This window comes from Halorhabdus rudnickae, from assembly GCF_900880625.1.
Taxonomy (GTDB): domain Archaea; phylum Halobacteriota; class Halobacteria; order Halobacteriales; family Haloarculaceae; genus Halorhabdus; species Halorhabdus rudnickae.
The window spans coordinates 1329855-1348519 of the sequence record NZ_CAAHFB010000001.1 but is presented as its reverse complement, the minus strand read 5'-3'; the positions used below and the strand labels follow the sequence as shown (position 1 = coordinate 1348519).

Below are 18665 nucleotides of genomic sequence, written 5' to 3'. Positions count from 1 at the left end.
CTGTTTAACCAAAGTCGGCATGGAACATAACCCGCGCGCGTTCACTCGACAAGCGACTCTATGTACTGGCCGACGTGATCGTCCATCCGCCGTTTGAACCCCGCCTGTCTGGCCAGGCGATCGAGTTCGCGAGCGACCAGCGTTCCGTACTGGAGAGCTTTCTTCTCCCGGAATGTGATCCGATCCGGCAGCCACTCGCGGGCCGACAGCCGAAGGGCGTACTTCCGTTCGCCCCGGTCGGAGACGAGCAGCCGTCCGGACAGCGCCAATCCTGCCTCGACAACCCGATCGTCGAGCAACGGCGCGACGGGCTCGACGCCCGCGCCACGTAGTGCGAGAACGTCCCGTTCGAGTTGTGCAGGCACCGATCCGAGTATTTCCCGGCGGGCACAGCGTACTGTGTCGGCTTCGACACGGGGATCCTCCGGCGCCCGGGCCACCTTCGCGTAGCCACCGAACAGTTCGTCGGCGCCCTGGCCGACCGCCAGCCGATCGAACCCGTCGGCCGCCGCCCGTCGAGCGACCAGATACAGCGGCAAGGCGATTTCGACGTCCATGGTGTTCGTCCGGCCCGTCGCCCGGACGACCGGGGGGACTGTCTCGACGAGCGCGTCGTGGTCGAGTTCGACGACGCGAACCTCGCGACCGAGTAGCCGGGCAGATTCTCGTGCCGCCTTCACGTCGTGGCTGTCCGGGAACCCGGCGACGTAAAGAGGGGCGTCCAGCCGAGCGGCCAGCAGTGCCGAGTCGATTCCACCGGAAAAGGCAATCGCCAGTCCGTCACTCTCGACGCTCCCGAGCGACGCGTCGATTGCCTCGCCAAGTCCCGTGACCGCCGCCGGTCCATCGTGGGCAACAGGCGTCGGAAGCGACCAGACCTCCCGTTGGCCTCCGTCCGGCTCGACGACGTGACCCGCGGACAGCGGTGTCGGATCGGTCAGGGTCGCGCGATCGAACGCCCACTTGTCGGGATCGTCGCCGTCGAAGAAGAGCGGCTGGCGACCGAGCACGTCCCGAACGAGATGGCCGTCGATCTCTCCCGCGAACCCGCGTGTTCCCGGGAGCGACTCGCCGGTCTCGAGGGCGCTCCGAACGGTATCGGAATCGGCTCCACGGAGCGTCACAGCAGTTTCATCCGTCAATCCGCCCGCCATAGTCACTCCAAAAGTGAGGCGAGACGGTTGCGGACTCGGCGTTTGGCTCCGCCGGCGGCCTGCCGGAAGCTGATGTGCCAGGGTGTCCGCCGGCCATCGGTTTGCGTTCGCCCTTCGACGATGGCCGAGAGGATCGCGTCGACCGACCGTTCGTCGGCGTCGACCAGCGTAATAGCCCGTCCGACCATCTCGGCGATGTGGGCGTCACTGCCCGCAGTCTGGGGGATGCCGTGCTCGCGGGCGAACGTCCGGGCCTGGCGGTTGGCCAGCCCGGTGAGCAACCGGGAGTTGTAGACCTCGATGGCGTCCGCCCGCGCCAGTTCGACTCGCGATACGTTCGCCATCACCCCACTGCGGGATTCCTGAAAGGGATGAGGGACAACAGCGATACCCTCTCGGTCGTGGATCCGGCCAAGTGTCTCGTCGAAGGTGAGTCCTTCGGGGATCCGCTCGCGCACGCCGAGCGCCAGGATGTGACCGGCCGCGCTGGTCACTTCCATACCGGGAATGCCGAGCAGGCCGTACTCCGGGGCGAGCTCGGCCGCCCGGAGGCTCGCGTCGATCTCGTCGTGGTCCGTCACTGCCAGGGCGTCGAGTCCGGCTGTCTTGGCCCTGGCGAGCAGATCTTCGACGGGGTCGCGGCCGTCGTAGGACAGCGACGAGTGGGCATGTAACTCGACGGAGAGCACGACTCTTGGTTAACTGGGCGGGGCAAAAAGGCCCCCGGTCTCCGACCGATCCCGCCAAAACGGTCACTGATCCTCGTGACGTCGGCAGTCCGGAATCGCTCAGGCGCTCAGTCCGCCGACGCCGGATCCTCGAGTCCGATTTCCTCGTCGGTGAGATAACACTGCGGATCCCGCGCCCAGAGGTCGCCGGTCGCCGCGAGCGCGCGGTGGCGCGACCCACCGCGACACATCGCGTAGTAGTCACAGTCCGGACACCGGTCGGGGACGTGATCCTCCCGGTCACGCAGTTTCGCCAGGATCGGGTTGGACTCGTCCTCCCAGATGGCGCTGAACGGGCGGTCCCGGACGTTCCCCAGCGCGTAGCGCTGCCAGTGGGGCGTGAGGTGAACGTTGCCCTGGTAGTCGACATCGGCGATCGCGTCGCCGGCCTGGTCGCCGCCGATGTCCTCTAAGGTTTCCCGGACGGACGTGGCCCGGTCCTCGCCGAGTTCCTCCATAGCGTACTGGTAGACGTAGCCCGCGTCGGCGTAGTTGCCCGTGAGGAGTGTCTCGATGTTGTGACCACGCTCGTGAGCGTCCAGTGTCTGGTCACAGACCCGCCGGACGGCCCGGCGACGCGCGTCATGGTCGACGTCGAGGTCCATGATCTCGGCGTCGTCGTACTCCAAGTGGGCGAACTCGAAGCGCTCGACGCCCTCCAGATCCATCATGTCGAGCAGTTCCTCCATGTCAACCGCGTTCTCGTCGGTGATGGTAAACCGGACCGCGACAGGCAGATCGACGGCCTGGGCGGCCTCGATTCCCGAGAGCGCATCCTCGAATGCGCCCTCTCGACCCCAGATCTCGTCGTGGCGCTCGGGGAGGCCGTCGACGGCGACGGCGACGTAGGAGAGGCCGGCTTCGGCCAGCGCCTCGCTCTTTTCGGCCGTCAGCAGCGTGCCGTTCGTCTCGAGGATGGTCTCCAGTCCCGCGGCGGTCGCGTGGGCGACCAATTCGGCCAGGTCATCACGCAGTAGGGGTTCCCCGCCGGAAATTCGGAGCACTTCGACACCGTAATCGGCCAGATCGTCGATGAATCCCTTCGCTTCGGCTGTCGTCAGCTCGCCTTCGGCACGGCCAGGCCCAGCCGGCTCGCGGTACGCACACTCGAGGTTGTCACCACCGGTAACGTGCCAGACGACAGTCGCCCCTCGCGCCGATGCCAGAGGAATCGTGGACGCCGCGTCGTCGTCTTCGGTCCCCAGAAGCGCACTGACCGGGATCATGCCGTCTCACCCGGTGTCAGCGCCGGATCGGTGTATCGGGCCACCGCCTCCGCGGGCGTCAGCCACAGCGCGAGTGGGTCCTCGAACAGCGTTGCCGCCTGTTCGTGTGCCGTTTCTCGATCGTCGGCTGTGACGCTGCCGACGTGCGTCAGCGGTTCCTCGGCTGCCTCGCGAGCGAAGACTTCCCACTCGCGGGACTGCCGCCCTCGCGGCTGGTTGCCTTCCTCGAACGTGTTCGCGTCGTCCGTCATTACCACCCACTTCTCCGTAAACCTACAAACGATTCCCGCGGATTCCCACGTGCTGGGAACAGGATGATTCCGTCGACACGGCCGATAGGAGCCGTCTACTCCAAGAATAATATCGCCAAAAGGAGCAATATAGTCCGGTTGTTGTGATTTATATCAGATAAATTTAGATAAGGGGGACGGAAGACGGCCGAAGTGAGTCGAGTTGACTTGCAGGAGATTCATTCGTACAGCGGGTCTTCGTGGTCGGTACCGCCGAAGCCGGGGTCGAACGTGTCGGGCTGTTCCTCACCGACGGCGTCGATCTCGGCCATCAGGCCCTTGCGGGCGACCCGCGAGAGAGCGTGATCGACCAGTTTGACGCGTTCCGGGACGGGGAACTCCATGGTGCCGACGAAGCAACTGCCCGGCGGGACCGCCATCGTCTGGACAAACTTGTCCGGTTGGGACACAACGGCACCGTTGGGCCAGGCCTCGGTCCAGACGTTGCCGATGGGATGGAAGTTCGAGGTGAGGTTCGGCCCACCCGTGACCATGTAGACGCGAGCCGTATCGCCGGTCTCGACTTCGAGGGGGCCGTATCGATCGGCGGCGTAGGCGTACTTCTCGCCGTTGAGCAGGACGTAGGAGGGATTCTCCGCGGCCATCGACTCCATGTCGAAGGCGTGGTGGCCTTCCTGACCGGTCGACAGGTCGGTGTAGATTTCGTGTTGGCCGACGTAGAACTCGTGGTCGACAGAGGGCAGCCCGTCTTCGGGTTCGACGAGGATCATGCCGAACATGCCCGCGCTGATGTGGTAATCCAGGTTGGGCACGGCACAGTGGTAGATGTACGCACCGGGGTACTCCGCCCGGAAGCGCATCGAGTTCTCTGCGCCCGGCGCCGCGTTGGTCGCGATCGATCCGCCACCGGTGCCGTAGACGGCGTGGAAGTCGACGTTGTGGACCATGGCGTTCTCCGGGAGGTTATCCATGGTGAACTCGACGGTGTCGCCCCGTCGGACGCGGATCATCGGCCCCGGAACCTGCCCACCAAAGGTCATGTAGTCGAAGGTTACGCCGGGTTCGATCTCGGCAGTGACCTCCTCGGCCTCGAGAGTGATCTCGTGCGTTGTTGGTTCGTTGCGGTCGATCGGATCGGGGATGTCGGTCGGATCGGCCGCCACGCTATCGGCGTCGGTTTCCCGGGGTGGTCGTGGCGTCGTGGTCGTCTCTTCGGCTAGGTCACCGGCGTCCGGTGCGGCCAGACAGCCGGCTATCGACGCCGCCCCGCCGGCACCGATCGCGCCGAGCAGTCGCCGCCGCGTCGTCGCCAGGATGCCGTCTGAATTAGGCATGCCTAAAACACTGTGTCTCAGACGGGTCAACCGACTGGCGAACATGTTCATCCAGGCGACACGCGAAAACACTATCTATTCGGACGGCCGAAACCGAAACACAAATTCAGGGGAAGCGCCCAGAGTAGGGTATGCTCCCGTCGCGACGATCGTGCGAGACCGTCATCGCCGGATCCCCAAGACGGGGAGGGCCGGAATGAAATGGTCCGCGATCCGTTCGCCGCCGACGAGGCGCCCGATCTCCAGGACGTACTGGACGCACTGGACGACCCGGAGTGTCGGCGTATCGTCGAGGAACTTGACGAACCCATGACTGCATCGGAGATCTCGGAGGCGAGTGACATCCCCCTTTCGACGACTTACCGGAAACTCGATCTGCTGACCGAGGCCTCGCTGTTGACCGAGGGCGTCGAGATTCGGCCCGACGGTCAACACGCCTCGACTTACGAGGTGGCCTTCGAGGAAGTCATCATCGGCCTCTCGGACGACCGGGAGTGCGAGGTCCAGATCGCTCGCCGGGCCCGGACGGCCGACGAACGCTTAGAGAACCTGTGGTCGGAGGTGCGCAAGGAAACATGAGCCCACACGTCTCGATAACGGTCATCGCACTGAAGACGCTCACCCTCCTGCTGGGTGGCTTGATCACCTTCCTGGCCTATCGGGCCTACCGGCGGACCCACTCACAGTCCCTGGGCGCGCTCGCCGCTGGCTTCGCCGTCGTGACGTTGGGCGCGTTACTGGCGGGTATCAGCGACCTGATCGTCGAACTGCCGATCCAGCAGACGCTGTTGCTGGAGTCGACGCTGACGGCCGGTGGCTTCGCGGTCATCGTCTACTCGCTCTATACCAGCGATTGAACCGCCTTCCGGGCCGCAGTTTCAGTGCCGTCGATTTTGCGATCGTTTCCCACGACGTGGAAATCCGCTGGCGATTATATCACCACTGCAACCACACGTTCGTCTAGAGCCTGAGAATGCAAAGCAGCGTCGTCGTCGTCACCGCGGCCGAGATGATCGTCCTTGGCTGTACGGGTATCCTCGCGTATCTCGCCTTTCGGGCCTACCGGCGGACAGGCTCTCCCTCGTTGCGCACGTTCATGGTCGGACTGGCGCTGGTCGCTTTCGGCTCCCTGCTTGGTGGTGTGCTCCACCAGTTCGGCGCGTTCAGTTTCGACGTGAGCGTCGGGATCGACAGTGCGTTCACCGCGCTGGGGTTCGTGGTCGTCGTCTATGCCCTGTACGCTGACGGTGCCCGCGATAGTTTTTCCCCTTGACCGCCTGTGGTTGTGCGTGCCAAGTGACGGCAGCAACCGACGGCCAGATCGTCCCATCCCGACGCGGTTTTCAGCGACGAGCCCCGACTCTCCATTATGGAAGGCAGACGGCAGTTTCTCTCCACGCTCGCGGCCGGCCTCGCGGCTGGCTCGCTGGCTGGCTGTTCGAGCGGGTCGAGTACGGAAACCGAGAGTCAATATTCGGAATACACCGACATCCCTGACTCGGTCACGGAGTACCTCTCGGATACGAGTAACTTCGACGGGACTGGCGTCGATCGGACCGACGCCGCGGAGGTCTCGGTCACGGTCGGCGCGCAGGGCAACGGCGCCAACTACGCCTTCGGTCCGCCCGTCGTCGCGATCAGCCAGGGAACGACCGTCGTCTGGGAGTGGAACGGTCGCGGTGGCGCCCACAACGTCGTCTCGAAAGACGACCGTGATCCGTTGGACAGCGGCACTGCCATCACCAGCAGTAGCAAGACGTACGAGTACACCTTCGAAGAACCGGGAGCCTACTCCTACGTCTGTATTCCGCACCGCATCAACGGCATGAAAGGTGCAATTATCGTCGAGTGAGGTTGCGGCACGATACGTGCCGCGTTCGCATAGTAAGCGATAAGCGGCCCGGGCGGCGAGAGACCGCCAATGGCTCTATCGGAGTCCGATCGCGCGGTCGTCGTCGACGAACTCGGCCGCGATCCCACGCCCCCCGAGGCGGCGCTGTTCGAGAACCTCTGGAGCGAGCACTGCTCGTATCGCTCCTCGCGTCCGCTGTTGGGCGCTTTCGAGAGCGACGGCGAACACGTCGTCGTCCCGCCGGGCGACGACGCCGGCGTCGTCTCGCTGCCCGAGGCCGAAGACACCTACCTCGCGATGGGAATCGAGAGTCACAATCACCCTTCCTACGTCGATCCCTACGACGGCGCGGCGACGGGCGTCGGCGGCATCGTCAGGGACATCCTCTCGATGGGTGCGTTCCCAATTGCACTCGCTGACTCGCTTTACTTCGGTGACTTCGGCCGGGAGTACCCCCGGTACCTGCTGGAAGGCGTCGTCGAGGGCATCTCGGACTACGGCAACTCCATCGGGGTCCCGACTGTGGCCGGCTCGACCACCTTCCACGAGGATTACGAGGAGAATCCCCTCGTGAACGTGGCTTGCGTCGGCCTGCTCTCGGCCGACCGGCTCGTTACCGCACAGGCCCAGCGGGCGGGAAACAAGCTCGTCCTCGTCGGGAGTTCGACCGGCCGGGACGGGCTGGGCGGGGCCTCCTTCGCCAGCGAGGACATCGCGGAAGACGCCGAAACCGAGGACCGCGGCGCGGTCCAGGTCGGCAACCCCTACCGCGAGAAGTTGCTCATCGAGGCAAACGAGCAACTCATCGAGGAGGATCTCGTCGAATCCGCCCGGGACCTGGGGGCTGCCGGCCTCGGCGGGGCATCCACCGAACTCGTTGCCAAGGGTGGGTTCGGCGCCGACATCGACCTCGACGCGATCCACCAGCGCGAACCAGGGCTGACGGCGACGGAACTGCTGCTCAGCGAGTCCCAGGAGCGGATCGTCTACGAAGTCCGCAAGGAGAACGTCGACCGCGTCCAGGCGATCGCCGAGCGCTACGATCTCGGGTCGGCGGTCATCGGCGACGTGACCGAGGACGGAAACTACGTTTGCAGAAAGGACGGCGAGGTCGTCGTCGACGTGCCCGCCGAGTTCGTCGGCGAGGGCGCGCCGCTTGCGGATCTGAGTGCGATCGAACCCGAACAGCCCGAACCCGATCGCCCCGAGATCGACCCCGACGCGGCCTTCGAGACGGTCCTCTCCGATCCCACCACCGCGAGCAAGCGCTGGATCTATCGCCAGTACGACCACGAGGTCCAGGTCCGGACCGCCATGCGGCCGGGCGACGACGCCGCGCTGCTGGCGATCCGCGAGGCAGAGACGGGGCTGGCGATCTCGGCCGGCGCCGAGCCCACCTGGACCGAGACGGCGCCCTACGAGGGGGCGCGGGCCGCGGGCCTGGAGAACGCGACGAACATCGCCGCCAAGGGCGCGACCCCGCTGGCGGCGGTCGACTGCCTGAACGCCGGCAACCCCGAGAAGCCCGAAGTCTACGGCGAGTTCACGGGGATCGTCGACGGGTTGGCCGACGTCTGTGCCGAGCTGTCGGTCCCGGTCGTCGGCGGGAACGTCTCGCTGTACAACGACTCCGCGACGGGGCCGATCCCCCCGACGCCGACCCTGGCGATGGTCGGCACCAAGGACGGCTACGACGCCCCGCCGCTGTCACTGGCTGGCGAGGGATCGCTGGTACTGGTTGGCGACCTGGCGCTGGCCGGGGACAGCGAGCCCCGCCTCGGTGGCTCCCAACTGCTCGAAAGCGAGGGCGGGACCGACCGCTTCCCCGATCTTCCGGAAGACCCCGCCGCGCTGGTCGAGACGCTGGCCGCCGTCGCCGATCACGAGGGGACGCTGGCGGTCCACGACGTGAGCCACGGCGGCCTGGCGGTCGCCCTCGCCGAGATGGTCCACGAGGGGGCGGGTGCCGACGTCACGATCGACGCCGCGGATGCCGTCGGCGCACTGTATCACGAACAGCCGGGCCGAGTCGTCGTCGAGACGACCGATCCGGATGCCGTCCGGGACGCCTTCGACGGCGTCGCACCAGTCGCCTCGATCGGCGAGGCCGACAGGTCGGGGACGCTGTCGCTGTCGATCGGCGACGACACGCTGACCTACGACGCTGCGACGATCGCCGACCTCCGGTCGGTCATCGCTGCGGAACTAGAGTGAGAGGCCGTTCGCATTCGTGACGCCGACCGCGACGGCTGCAGCGATCAGTCGTCCCCGCGTTCTTCAGAGAGGTGTTCCCAGACCTCGGCACAGCCACACCCGTCCTCGACGCCGTCGAGGTGATCGTTCTGGCGGTTCTCCTCCGTCTCGTCGTCCTCGCTCGTCGATCGTGTCTCTGTCTCTGTCTCAGTCATTCAGCACCACTCCTCGTACTGGTGGACGCGCGCGGGATTGAACGCGACCGGCGCGCGATCTGTTCCGTCGTAGGCCTCCCGGTGGGCCATGTGGGGAATCGACAGCTCTCCCTCGGGGTCGTACTCGCGGGCCATCGCTTCGCGGGCACGATCGGCGTTCCACGCGGCGAGCTGTTCGACCGGCCCGAGATCGTCCAGTTGTCGAGTTTCGAGGGCGGACTCGGCGCGATCGAACGCTATTTCCCCCCGTTCGGTCCGGACCAGCAGTGTGGACTCTCCCTGGCCGGTGCCGACGGTCCCGACCGTGAGATCGGCCGTCTGTCCGGTCGCGTCGGCACACTCCAGACAGCCCGAAAGTATCGCGCCCGCGAAGTCCGCGAGCGGTGCGCGCTCCTCGCCGCCGTCAGCCAGGTCGATTCGGATGCCCTGGCCGACCAGATCGAGGCCAGTCACCTCATCGGGTGAGAGGTTGTACTCCCGCGCGAGAACGTGTTCGAGGCCCTCGTCGTCCAGCGCTTGCGTGCAGGTCAGTGCGATCGTCAGGTCGACGTGATCGAGTGGCCGGGGTTCGTCGAAGCGCGTCTCGCGGTAGGGACTCCGGTCGAGTGCGGTGACGCCCTCGATCACACAGGGCGTGCCGACCAGCCCAAGACTGGGATCGGCCGGGAGGTCGGCCTCGGCGATCAGCTCCCGGAGTTCGGTGAGTTGCAGGGGCTGGGTGAACAGCGTGCCCGCCCCCGCGCGGACTTCGGCGGGCGTGGTCGCCAGTTTCGGCGCAGCCAGGCCGGTCCCGTCGGTGGCTTCCCGGGCCACGATGGCGCCGTCGATCCCCTCGGGATCGTCAAGTAACGCGGCCAGCAGCGCGGTTACGACCCCGCCGTGCTGGGCGTCGGGAACGTCCTCGGCGGCGCTCGCGGCATAGGCGTCCTCGACGTGGCCGATCCCGTCGGCGACGTCCTCGGGGTCGGCTCCCTCGAGTGTGGCCAGGCGCTCGTAGCGCAAGCCGGCCCGGGGACAGGTGTCCCAGCAGCGCGAACAGCCGGTGCACATTTTCACCAGCGTCGGCCGCCGATCACTGTCAGCGATTCCGATGGAGTTCGAGGGACAGGCGGCCACGCAGGTCCCACACTGGACACAGCGGTCGGCCTCGATGACCGCCTCGTCGAGGTGACGAAAGCGGACCTTCCCGTCCGGCGGCGATACGTCGGTCGTCGGTTCCCGCGGATCGTCGCCCACGGCGGGCGCACGGGGCTGTTGTTGTGCCATCAGTCTGACCCTCCTGGCTGGGCTGCAGTCGCTGTCTCGGCCCCGGCAGGCGTGAGCACGTCCTCGAGACGGTCCTCCGAGACCCGCCGGCAGAACTCGTGGAGCTTCTCGTCGTCGTGGCCCTCGCGCTCGAAGACGGCGACCAGTCGCTCGACCGCGGCGGGCACTTCCCCGATCGGAACGCGCGGTGCGACCCAGGTGGCAAACTGCGGGTCGGCGTCGAGTTTTCCCCCGACGGCGATGTCGGCGGCGCTCTCGACACCGGCGTCGGTCTGGCGGGTCTCCCCGCGGATCCCCACGTCGTCGATCTGGGGCTGGGCACAAGAGGCCGTACAGCCGCTGAAGCGCAGGCCGACGCGATCCTGGTCGATGTCGACCCGTTCGTCCAACTCGGCCGCCCAGCGCTTCGCTCGGGCCTTCGTCTCGACGAGGGCGTAATTACAGTATTCCCGCCCGGTGCAGGTAACGACCCCGCGCGTGAACGGTCCGGGATCGGGCGAGTACGTCTCGAGAATGGGCTCGGCCCGCAGCTCCTCGAGGTCGGCGTCGGCCACGTCCGGGAGTAGAAGGTTCTGCTGGGTGCTCAGCCGAACCTCGCCGGATCCGTAGGTCTCGGCGAGATCGGCGATCGTCCGGAACTCCGTCCCGTCGATCCGGCCGACCGGGATCGAGAGCCCGACGTAGTTGGCCCCGTCGGCCTGGTCGTGGACACCGACGTGATCCGGGTGATGATGATCGACGAGGTCCTCGCCTGCCGATTCGAACGCGAAGGGAGCAAAGCGCTGGAGTTCGTCCCGGAACTGTTCGGCCCCCCACTCTTCGACGAGGAACCGCAGGCGGTTGACCGCCGTGTCGAGATAGCTCCCGTGTTCGATGAACAGATCGGCCGTCGCGCGCACCACGTCGACGACCTGCTCGGGTTCGACGAAGACGTTCAGGTCGCTGGCGATGCGCGGACTGTCCGAGAGGCCACCTCCGGCGGCGAGGTTGAAGCCCAGGCGGTCGCCCTTCCGGGCGGGGGTAAAGGCGAGGTCGTTGATCTCGGGCTGGGCACAGGCTCCCCGACAGCCGTTGACGCTGACCTTCAGCTTCCGTGGGAGGTTCGCGTATCGGCGGTCGGCGAGGAACGCCTCGGTGATCGCCTCGGCGACCGGCCGGGCGTCGAGCATCTCGTCGGCAGCGACGCCCGCCGCGGGACAGGAGACGACGTTCCGGACCGAATTGCCGCCCGTCTGGAACGTCGAGACGCCGGCCGGATCCAGCAGGTCCCAGATTTCGGGGACGTCTTCCATCCGAATCCAGTGGAACTGGATGTCCTGTCGGGTGGTCACGTCGAGATAGCTGTCGCCGAAGGGCGACCGCTCGGGGTCGCGATCGTCTGGCAGGGTGGCGTACTCCTCGGCGACGGTCCCCAGCGCGCGGGCCGCCTCGGCGGTGAGGACGCCGCCGGGAATCTTCGTCCGGAACATGAAGTAGCCGGTCTGTTTCTGCCCGTAGAGGCCGACCAGCTTGAGCTTCGCCGCGGCGTCCTCCCCGAGGGCTTCTTTGACTGCCTCGGGACCATCGCTGGCGTGTTCCCGGACGCGACGTTTGATCTCGGCGGGATCCCAGTCGTCGGTCTCAGTGCGGAGCCAGTCCTCCAAGCTTCCTTCGTAGAAGCGGACGTCCTCGTAGCCGAGGTCACTGAGAACGGCGAAGACGTAACTCAGTCGCCGGGCCGTGTTACAGTAAAGGACGATCTCCCGGTCGCGTTCGATGCCGTGTTCGGCGAGGAGCGATTCGATCTCCGCGTCAGAGCGACGTTGCCCGGTTGCCCCGTCGACGAAGGCCTCCCAGTCGATCTGGACGGCTCCGGGGATGTGGGCCTGTTCGTATTCCGGTTCCGTCCGGGTGTCGATCACGGCCGCCTCGCCCTCGACGGCCGCCTCGACGGTCTCGCGATCGGCGACCAGGTCGTCGTCGAGGTCGCCCGGTTCGTACTCGACGGGAGCTACGTCCGGTTGGCCGGTCGTGACCTCGTGGCCGCGCTCGTAAACGGTGTAGTCGCCATCCAGCAGGTACAGGTCGCCCTCGTGACCGAACGCGGCGAGCGTTGCCAGCAAGCGCGCTGCGTAGACGCCCCGATCGTCGTCGTAGGCGACCACCGGGTCCTCAGGACTGATACCGGCGTCGCCGAGCCACGCTCCTAGATCGGCTGGATCGGGTAGCATCCCTCGCGCGATGCCGGTGGGATCCCGGAACCGATCGACGGGGATATTGACCGCGCCGGGGACGTGACCGAGATCGGCGTAGGCCGAAGCCTCGCGCACATCGACGATCGCTGCCTCACGATCGCCGAGTTCGCTCGCCGAACAAAATTCGATGAGATTCATGCGTGAGTACCCGTCATTCAGGCATCGCCCCCCATAACGCGCGCTCTCGTTCCATCTCTTGCCGCCCTCAGTGACAACACAAATGTGGATATATTCCCTCAGAATATTGGATATGGCTACAAAATCGAGAAAATATTCTATCCATCCATTTCAAACGGGATGGCAACGATCGTCCGGCTGAGTAACTCGACGGAGCGAACGAATTTGTGATGAGTGGGTACCCCCCTTATTGGGGGTCATTACAAGCGATAGCCGACAGCGATCACGCTCCGTAACGCGATCGATAGTTCGTTATCGTCTCGGGGTTTCCGGCAGGCCTGCCAGAAGCGGCGTCGAAATAGTAGGCATATATTGCCGCTTCTCTGGAGCACAGTATCGGACCCACAATCGGGGCGAGACCGGGTGAAGGGAGCAGAAACGACCGTCGATGCGATCGCGATCCGTCATCGAAAAAACGGGGTCACTCATCCGTGGCGGTCGGCACGAGAACCCGAACGCTGGATCCGTTTTCGTCGACATCGAAGGACACCGAGCCGCCGACATCAGTTACGGTCCAGTGGACGAACCACAGCCCCAGGCCACTGAGATGAGCGAGTTGATCGCGTTCGTCGAACTCGATGATCCGTCTGACGTCCTCGGGGATGCCCGGACCGTCGTCAGTGACTTCGATACAGGTCATTCCTCGCGGCGCGTCGCTGGTCGAGACCCTGATCGAGACCGTTGGCGTGTCGCTGTCGGCGTGGACCACGGCGTTGGTGAGCAGTTCCTCGAGTGCCGCCGAGAGCATGTGGTTGGCAGCGACGGGTGCGGCGTCGGGCACGTCGACGGTCACCGTCACGTTGTCGGTCAGTTTGTCGTGTCGACGGACGATCATCGGGACGATCCGGGCCAGGTCGAAGGTCTCGAGGGACTGATTCTCGCTCAGGCGTCTGATCTGGCCGGCCCGTTCGATGTAGGAGATGATGGCCTCTGTCTTGCGAGTGATCGTCCCGCAGGTATCGGCGAGAGCGTCGTTTTCGAGGGTGGCTTCGACGTATTCGGCGTGGCCCTCGATGACGTTGAGGTCGTTCCGAAGATTGTGACGTAACACTCGATGGAGGACGTGCAGTTCCTCGTTGCGTCGTTGCAGTTGCTCGTTCGTCTGCTGGTGCTGTCTGGAACTCGCGACGCTGATCGCGTAGACGAATCCGGCAGTGACGACCACCTCCAGGCCCCCCTTGGCTGCCTGGACCTGACTTGCGAGTGGCTCGGTGAAGACGCGTACGAAGATGACGTCCGAGACGTACAGCCCGACGAACCCGAAGAGAAGATACACTGCGGCAATACGTCCGGGAGTCAGTTCCCACCGCGCCAACAGCTCGGTGAGATTGCTCGGAACACGCCTCTCGAGCCGGGAGGTATTATCCCGCGATACATTCTGGTCCATGTACCATCTCTTTTTCATGAACTTAAATGGCCTCTGGGTGTGTAGTGGATTGCCGGTTTTCGAGTTCGAGACGGTAGAATTCGGCAACTCGTGCGAACCTTTGACAGTAGTGGTCGCTCCGGTCGGTCGAACGTGCAGGTGGGCCGTGCCAACCCACAGGTTGAGGTGAGTCCGGACCCCACTCTCACCCGATGTTCCGAATGCTCCGCCGCCTCGGTTATGGCTGGATCGCACTACAGGGATTGTTCGCGGCTGCGCTGCCTAAACAGGTCCTCGGCCTCTCGACGAAACTCTCGCTGTGTGGCTTCGAGAACCCGGAGGACCTCGAGGCGAAACCCTGGTATCTCACCGCCGTGCGGGCCACGGGAATCGGACTGATCGCCGCGGGTCTGACGGGACTGGTGCTGGAAAGCTGTGACGACGAGGCCGAGGAACCCTCTGTCGCCATCGACGCCCCCGAACCCGACGAGGACGCCTAATCGTCGCGCCTGTAATCAGTCGGCTACTCGCCCATACACCGCCGGCTAGGCGAACATGTTCGGCGACGGTGGCAGGGGAGAGACGGTCGAACGCAAACGCATGCGAACGCTCACGCAGGATGTCGACACGGATCGGGGCCCGCCGCTGGCGGTGACGCTGCAGCATATCGTCCTCGCGGTGGCGCTGGCACTCGCCGGTCAGTTGCTGGCTGCGGCGACCGTCGGGAACCCGATCGGGCTCTCGGGGATCGCAGTCTCGCACCTCTTTCTGGCTGGGTTCGTCGGGATGACGATCATGGGTTCGATGACGCAGTTCGTCCCCGTCTGGTCCGGCGTTCCCCTCCACTCCCAGCGACTGGCCGCCCTTGAGGCGTGGCTCGTTGCCGCCGGGCTGACCGGGTTCGTTGCGACGATGGTAGCTGCCGAACTGGCGCTGTTGCACGTCGCCGGGACGCTGCTGGTTGCGGGGATCTGGGTGTTCGTCTACAACCTCGCCCGGACGCTATGGCGTGCGCGTCCCCTCGACGTCACCGAGGTTCACTTCGTGATTGCTCTGGGGGCGTTCCTCGTTTTGACCGTCCTGGGTTATCTGCTCTCGCTCGATTTCACCCAGCCGCTGTTCGCGGGCGTCTCGGTCACTCGACCCGCCGTCGCAAGCGCTCACGCCACTGTTGCGGTCTTTGGCGCGTTCGTGACGACGGTCTTCGGTGCACTCTACCAGCTCGGCGAGATGTTCACCCAGGCCGACGACGACCGACTCGATCGTGGGATCCAGCGTGTCGAACTGCTCGCCTACCCCGTCGGCGTCCTCGCTCTCGCCGTCGGTCGCCTTCTCGGAGACGCCATCCTCGCCCGGATCGGCGTCGTGCTCGTGACTGCCTCGATCGCGCTGGTCGGCGTCTACCTCGCCCGAAAGCTCTCCCGCACGCGGGCCGAGGTCTCGACGGTCCTCGTTCGGTACGCCGTCGTCGCCGTCGCGATGGTCGCCTGGGCAATCGTGACGATCCCGGCCTGGCTGGCCGAACCCGCAAACCGATTGACGGTCCTCGGAACGTCCGCCAGCGAGCCGATTCTGCTTGTCGGGGTCTTCGGGTTCGTCGTCGTCGGCACGCTGTATCACATCGTGCCATTTCTCGTCTGGCTCGAGACCTACAGCGACCGCATCGGCTACGAGTCCGTCCCGATGGTCGAAGACCTCTACGACGCCCGCCTTGCCCGGATCGATCTCCTGTTGCTGCTGGCCGGGACGGTCCTCAATGCGGTCGCTGGAGCGATCGAGGTTCCTGCCGTCGTCGAACTCGCGGGACCCATCGCCGTCGGGCTCGGCCTCGTCGTCGTCGCCGTGAACCTCGGGCAGGTCGTCGTGCGTCACGGCCCGCACTCGCCCGGCGCATTGCTGGTCCCCTCCCTCTCGCTCGGACGATCGGAAGACGCCTGACCCGGAACCTCAGACGAACATATTCGGGGAAGATGCCGGGGGGATGGAGATAGTACAATGAGGTATGCAACGGCTCGGATCGACCGGCGACACGTTCGACGACGAGGGGACGTTCGTGCCCGAACACCTGCCTGAACCGGGGGCATTTCTCGACGGTCACGACGTGCTGACCGACGACGACCACACCGAATTCCACGCGACGACGTGGGACATCTTCGAGGAACGGGGCGTCTACGACATGACTTTCGGGTACAACCTGGCGAAGTTGAACCTCGATACGCGTCATCCCAACGCCGGGTTTCGTTACGCCGAAGACGCCGACGAAGACGGCGTCCTCCGGGCGGAGTTCACCCCGACTACCGAGTTCTGTCCGGCCGGTAACTCCCTGGCGATCGGGGCATTCCGTGCCTGGAACGGCCTTCCCGAGCGCCACGACTACGACCTCGTTCGGGTCCGGGTCGCCGAGATGCACAACGAGAGTGAGTCGCTGAACGACGACCTCCAGCGTCTCGAAGAACTCTTCGAAGAGACGGATGAAGTCCCTGGCCCCGACGCATTGGGGGAGGAGTCGGCGTGAGCGACGCGGATCCCGTCGCCGCGAGCGACGCTCCCGACGGTCGCTCGCAGGTGGAACTAGACGTCCGGAACCTCGGCCCGCCGAAACCGCTCAAGCAGACCCTGGAAGCGACCGCCGACCTCGCGGACGACGCGGTACTCCTCCAGTACAACGACCGCAAACCCCAGCACCTCTACCCGAAACTCGAGGACCGCGGCCTCGCTCACGACACCGTCGAGACCGACGATGCGACGGTGACGGTGATCTGGCGCGAAGGCTGAGATTGGTTCGGCTATTCTCTGCAGAAATCCTGCGGCGTTACTCGCCCCAGTCCTCTTCGAGTTCCGGGGCGGGCTCGAGGGTCGCCGGATCGACGGCGACGACCTCCAGTTCTGCGCCACAGGTTGCACAGTCGACGATCTCTCCCACTTCGACGTTATCGTGCAGGGAGACCTCGGCCCCGCATTCTGGACAGTCACTCATACGGGCTGAGGGATGCCCGCCGATGACTTCAAGGGACTGATTCGTTGCCAGCAGGATACTGCCCAAACACAATCCGGCTCTCAATCATCGATCCCGTCTGACGTGGGATCGCCACCGTCGGTCGCCGCCTGCTCGCTCTTTTCGGGGTTCCCATTCGCTCCGGAGTCCACCACTTCTTGACTGTCGGCACCACCGACGTACTCGTAGGGTGTCCGATTCCGCTCAGTTCCCTCGTAGGCCGGATTTCGAACCCACTTGCCGTCTTCGTTCTGGATCAGGTACTTTCCGTAGTAGGATACTCGCTGGGTAACGGTATTTCGCAACGCTCAGAATACATAATTGAATCTGGAAATTATATATTCGGTATATTATATTTTGTGCTGTCTGAAGAAAACAGACAAACCAGAAGACAGGTCCTCCAAAGTACTGGCTGTTGCGTTAGCGCCATGATCGGCGCAAGCGGTCTCGTAGCCGCTAGAAAGGGTAAAAGAGGTAAAAGGCGTCGAGTTGACAAGTCTCAATCGAGATCACGTTGGATTGCGGTTGAGGATGGGCGATTCGTTCTGGACGTGAGTACACCCGAAGTCAGGAAGTCCACCTTGGAAGTCTATCAAAACGGTGTCGATAACTTCAACACCGCGATAGAGAAAGGATACCTTCGTCTAGAGGAGCAAAAGAAACCACGCGCAGTAACCACCAAGCAATCAAAAGCGAACAGTAAGCACCAAGGCACGAACAGACAAACAGATAGATGGGTTTTTCAGACTACTGAAAAATCTAGTCCCTCGAAGTTAGCAGACGTACAAGGGATAGAATCCGCTGATGCGCGACTTCCTCAACCTGAAAAGGATGAGATGAGTCGTGTACAAGCAAAAATTATTGTCGCATCTTCATGTAATAGAGATGATGTGGGGGGTTGAACAATATGGCGGGTGGATCCCAGGAGAGATCATGGTGAGGCTCTACTTGAGCCACGGAACGATTAGTGATATCAATGCTGCCGTGGTAGGAACAAGTATAGCAGGGCCAAAATTGTGGGGTCTACTCGAGGAAGCCGGGGTTGTATCAGCCGGAGCTATATCAGCCCCTGCAGCGGCGGCAATCGCCGTTGCTGTGGGTGCCCAATGGGGTTGGGTTTTGTACGAAGACGATGGCTGTGGAGTTGTCATTCATACTGGCTACAGTCCCGTCAATCCGACTTATACAGCCCCGATCGTCTCATCGCAAGGATGATATCGATAACATATTCGTCGTATAGGTAAACAGTTATTCAATTGGGGAAACAATATAAAACATGACGAAAATTGCCGGAATTCGTTCGAGCGTAATTCTTTCAGTCCTTTCTATTGCGGGAGTTGCCGTATTAGTTTATCCAGAATTGCGACGATTGAGCCAAGGGCGACCGATTGGAAGCGGACTATCCACGGTGTTCGTTGGTGCACTAGGTCTTGTACTAATAGTGGGACTGGATGGCTACAGTTGGGCCTCAAAGAGTCTAGAAATATCCAGATTTCATGATCTTCTTGCTTTCCTGCTCATTGCAATGCTCGTATTCTTAGGTAACTTGGTTGTTCTTTATCTGTACCCCGACACTCCTGCAGCAATTGGTGTGCTTATCGTTACTGGCCTCGGTGTTATCTTGATCCTGAAGGAATTGATGTCCTTATAGATTTGCGACGAAAGCCAGCAAAT

General features: G+C 63.9%; 21 protein-coding genes. 10 read left to right on the top strand and 11 right to left on the bottom strand.

All coding sequences use genetic code 11. The features are described 5' to 3' along the window. Positions 1 to 41 precede the first annotated feature (41 nt). The 5 genes from BN2694_RS06740 to nirK all read right to left on the bottom strand — a co-directional run bounded on the left by BN2694_RS06740 (position 42) and on the right by nirK (position 4693). The gene (locus BN2694_RS06740; protein ID WP_135663680.1) at positions 42 to 1154 is read right to left on the bottom strand and encodes an asparagine synthase C-terminal domain-containing protein; all 1113 of its coding nucleotides are present in this window, start codon (positions 1152 to 1154) and stop codon (positions 42 to 44) included. A gap of 2 nt (positions 1155 to 1156) precedes the next feature. Next, positions 1157 to 1843, bottom strand: a complete 687-nt coding sequence (locus BN2694_RS06735) for a PHP domain-containing protein (protein ID WP_135663679.1) — start codon at positions 1841 to 1843, stop codon at positions 1157 to 1159. Between the two features lie 107 nt (positions 1844 to 1950). Next, positions 1951 to 3108: a TIGR04347 family pseudo-SAM/SPASM protein gene (locus BN2694_RS06730; protein ID WP_135663678.1), complete on the bottom strand. Its 1158-nt coding sequence runs from the start codon at positions 3106 to 3108 to the stop codon at positions 1951 to 1953. Then, entirely contained in the window at positions 3105 to 3359 is a 255-nt protein-coding gene (locus BN2694_RS06725; protein WP_135663677.1) for an Htur_1727 family rSAM-partnered candidate RiPP, read from the bottom strand. Before BN2694_RS06725 ends, BN2694_RS06730 begins: the two co-directional genes overlap by 4 nt. Before the next feature lie 218 nt (positions 3360 to 3577). Then, positions 3578 to 4693 (bottom strand): copper-containing nitrite reductase, encoded by a 1116-nt coding sequence (nirK, locus tag BN2694_RS06720; RefSeq protein ID WP_210408924.1) that lies wholly within the window; start codon positions 4691 to 4693, stop codon positions 3578 to 3580. Between the two features lie 201 nt (positions 4694 to 4894). Here nirK and BN2694_RS06715 point away from each other — a divergent pair, with 201 nt between their 5' ends. The 5 genes from BN2694_RS06715 (at position 4895) to purL (ending at position 8759) form a co-directional block, all read left to right on the top strand. Next, positions 4895 to 5272 (top strand): winged helix-turn-helix domain-containing protein, encoded by a 378-nt coding sequence (locus tag BN2694_RS06715; protein ID WP_135663676.1) that lies wholly within the window; start codon positions 4895 to 4897, stop codon positions 5270 to 5272. After that, on the top strand, positions 5269 to 5550 hold the full coding sequence (locus BN2694_RS06710) for a DUF7521 family protein (protein WP_135663675.1): 282 nt from the start codon (positions 5269 to 5271) through the stop codon (positions 5548 to 5550). Before BN2694_RS06715 ends, BN2694_RS06710 begins: the two co-directional genes overlap by 4 nt. 116 nt (positions 5551 to 5666) lie before the next feature. Then, the gene (locus tag BN2694_RS06705; RefSeq protein ID WP_135663674.1) at positions 5667 to 5966 is read left to right on the top strand and encodes a DUF7521 family protein; all 300 of its coding nucleotides are present in this window, start codon (positions 5667 to 5669) and stop codon (positions 5964 to 5966) included. Positions 5967 to 6062: 96 nt separating this feature from the next. Then, positions 6063 to 6545 (top strand): halocyanin domain-containing protein, encoded by a 483-nt coding sequence (locus BN2694_RS06700; RefSeq protein WP_135663673.1) that lies wholly within the window; start codon positions 6063 to 6065, stop codon positions 6543 to 6545. A gap of 69 nt (positions 6546 to 6614) precedes the next feature. Then, the gene (gene purL, locus BN2694_RS06695; RefSeq protein WP_135663672.1) at positions 6615 to 8759 is read left to right on the top strand and encodes a phosphoribosylformylglycinamidine synthase subunit PurL; all 2145 of its coding nucleotides are present in this window, start codon (positions 6615 to 6617) and stop codon (positions 8757 to 8759) included. A 44-nt stretch (positions 8760 to 8803) separates the two neighbouring features. Here the strand turns inward: purL and BN2694_RS17025 are convergent, their stop codons facing one another. The 4 genes from BN2694_RS17025 to BN2694_RS06680 all read right to left on the bottom strand — a co-directional run bounded on the left by BN2694_RS17025 (position 8804) and on the right by BN2694_RS06680 (position 14017). Next, entirely contained in the window at positions 8804 to 8953 is a 150-nt protein-coding gene (locus BN2694_RS17025) for a hypothetical protein (protein WP_167879973.1), read from the bottom strand. Further along, a complete protein-coding gene (locus BN2694_RS06690; protein WP_135663671.1) occupies positions 8954 to 10219 on the bottom strand; it encodes a Coenzyme F420 hydrogenase/dehydrogenase, beta subunit C-terminal domain in 1266 nt (421 codons plus the stop codon). It lies immediately after the preceding gene. Further along, positions 10219 to 12591, bottom strand: coding sequence for a rhodanese-like domain-containing protein (locus tag BN2694_RS06685; RefSeq protein WP_135663670.1), 2373 nt, complete (start codon positions 12589 to 12591; stop codon positions 10219 to 10221). Before BN2694_RS06685 ends, BN2694_RS06690 begins: the two co-directional genes overlap by 1 nt. A gap of 460 nt (positions 12592 to 13051) precedes the next feature. Continuing rightward, positions 13052 to 14017: a sensor histidine kinase gene (locus BN2694_RS06680; protein ID WP_167879972.1), complete on the bottom strand. Its 966-nt coding sequence runs from the start codon at positions 14015 to 14017 to the stop codon at positions 13052 to 13054. Positions 14018 to 14217: 200 nt separating this feature from the next. Between BN2694_RS06680 and BN2694_RS06675 the strand changes: the two genes are divergently transcribed. The 4 genes from BN2694_RS06675 to BN2694_RS06660 all read left to right on the top strand — a co-directional run bounded on the left by BN2694_RS06675 (position 14218) and on the right by BN2694_RS06660 (position 16771). Then, complete coding sequence (locus BN2694_RS06675) at positions 14218 to 14496, top strand: hypothetical protein (RefSeq protein ID WP_244605379.1); 279 nt, start codon at positions 14218 to 14220, stop codon at positions 14494 to 14496. Between the two features lie 55 nt (positions 14497 to 14551). After that, positions 14552 to 15934, top strand: coding sequence for a hypothetical protein (locus tag BN2694_RS06670; RefSeq protein WP_210408923.1), 1383 nt, complete (start codon positions 14552 to 14554; stop codon positions 15932 to 15934). Positions 15935 to 15998: 64 nt separating this feature from the next. Next, complete coding sequence (locus BN2694_RS06665) at positions 15999 to 16511, top strand: hypothetical protein (RefSeq protein WP_135663667.1); 513 nt, start codon at positions 15999 to 16001, stop codon at positions 16509 to 16511. After that, complete coding sequence (locus BN2694_RS06660; protein WP_135663666.1) at positions 16508 to 16771, top strand: DUF2249 domain-containing protein; 264 nt, start codon at positions 16508 to 16510, stop codon at positions 16769 to 16771. Before BN2694_RS06665 ends, BN2694_RS06660 begins: the two co-directional genes overlap by 4 nt. A gap of 37 nt (positions 16772 to 16808) precedes the next feature. Here BN2694_RS06660 and lysW read toward each other — a convergent pair whose 3' ends face one another. Both lysW and BN2694_RS06650 read right to left on the bottom strand, forming a co-directional pair. After that, positions 16809 to 16973, bottom strand: coding sequence for a lysine biosynthesis protein LysW (gene lysW / locus BN2694_RS06655; protein WP_135663665.1), 165 nt, complete (start codon positions 16971 to 16973; stop codon positions 16809 to 16811). An 80-nt stretch (positions 16974 to 17053) separates the two neighbouring features. Then, positions 17054 to 17296: a hypothetical protein gene (locus BN2694_RS06650; RefSeq protein ID WP_135663664.1), complete on the bottom strand. Its 243-nt coding sequence runs from the start codon at positions 17294 to 17296 to the stop codon at positions 17054 to 17056. Positions 17297 to 18267: 971 nt separating this feature from the next. On the opposite strand from BN2694_RS06650, the gene BN2694_RS06645 reads away from it, so the two are divergent. After that, positions 18268 to 18642 (top strand): hypothetical protein, encoded by a 375-nt coding sequence (locus tag BN2694_RS06645; protein WP_135663663.1) that lies wholly within the window; start codon positions 18268 to 18270, stop codon positions 18640 to 18642. The last annotated feature ends 23 nt before the right edge of the window (positions 18643 to 18665 follow it).

Bases quoted from the DNA above. Each gene is read 5' to 3' on its own strand.
- BN2694_RS06740 (WP_135663680.1), bottom strand. From the start codon at position 1,154: ATGGCGGGCGGATTGACGGATGAAACTGCTGTGACGCTCCGTGGAGCC.
- BN2694_RS06730 (WP_135663678.1), bottom strand. From the start codon at position 3,108: ATGATCCCGGTCAGTGCGCTTCTGGGGACCGAAGACGACGACGCGGCG.
- BN2694_RS06725 (WP_135663677.1), bottom strand. From the start codon at position 3,359: ATGACGGACGACGCGAACACGTTCGAGGAAGGCAACCAGCCGCGAGGG.
- nirK (WP_210408924.1), bottom strand. From the start codon at position 4,693: ATGCCTAATTCAGACGGCATCCTGGCGACGACGCGGCGGCGACTGCTC.
- BN2694_RS06715 (WP_135663676.1), top strand. From the start codon at position 4,895: ATGGTCCGCGATCCGTTCGCCGCCGACGAGGCGCCCGATCTCCAGGAC.
- BN2694_RS06710 (WP_135663675.1), top strand. From the start codon at position 5,269: ATGAGCCCACACGTCTCGATAACGGTCATCGCACTGAAGACGCTCACC.
- BN2694_RS06705 (WP_135663674.1), top strand. From the start codon at position 5,667: ATGCAAAGCAGCGTCGTCGTCGTCACCGCGGCCGAGATGATCGTCCTT.
- BN2694_RS06700 (WP_135663673.1), top strand. From the start codon at position 6,063: ATGGAAGGCAGACGGCAGTTTCTCTCCACGCTCGCGGCCGGCCTCGCG.
- purL (WP_135663672.1), top strand. From the start codon at position 6,615: ATGGCTCTATCGGAGTCCGATCGCGCGGTCGTCGTCGACGAACTCGGC.
- BN2694_RS17025 (WP_167879973.1), bottom strand. From the start codon at position 8,953: ATGACTGAGACAGAGACAGAGACACGATCGACGAGCGAGGACGACGAG.
- BN2694_RS06690 (WP_135663671.1), bottom strand. From the start codon at position 10,219: ATGGCACAACAACAGCCCCGTGCGCCCGCCGTGGGCGACGATCCGCGG.
- BN2694_RS06685 (WP_135663670.1), bottom strand. From the start codon at position 12,591: ATGAATCTCATCGAATTTTGTTCGGCGAGCGAACTCGGCGATCGTGAG.
- BN2694_RS06680 (WP_167879972.1), bottom strand. From the start codon at position 14,017: ATGGACCAGAATGTATCGCGGGATAATACCTCCCGGCTCGAGAGGCGT.
- BN2694_RS06675 (WP_244605379.1), top strand. From the start codon at position 14,218: ATGCTCCGCCGCCTCGGTTATGGCTGGATCGCACTACAGGGATTGTTC.
- BN2694_RS06670 (WP_210408923.1), top strand. From the start codon at position 14,552: ATGTTCGGCGACGGTGGCAGGGGAGAGACGGTCGAACGCAAACGCATG.
- BN2694_RS06665 (WP_135663667.1), top strand. From the start codon at position 15,999: ATGCAACGGCTCGGATCGACCGGCGACACGTTCGACGACGAGGGGACG.
- lysW (WP_135663665.1), bottom strand. From the start codon at position 16,973: ATGAGTGACTGTCCAGAATGCGGGGCCGAGGTCTCCCTGCACGATAAC.
- BN2694_RS06645 (WP_135663663.1), top strand. From the start codon at position 18,268: ATGACGAAAATTGCCGGAATTCGTTCGAGCGTAATTCTTTCAGTCCTT.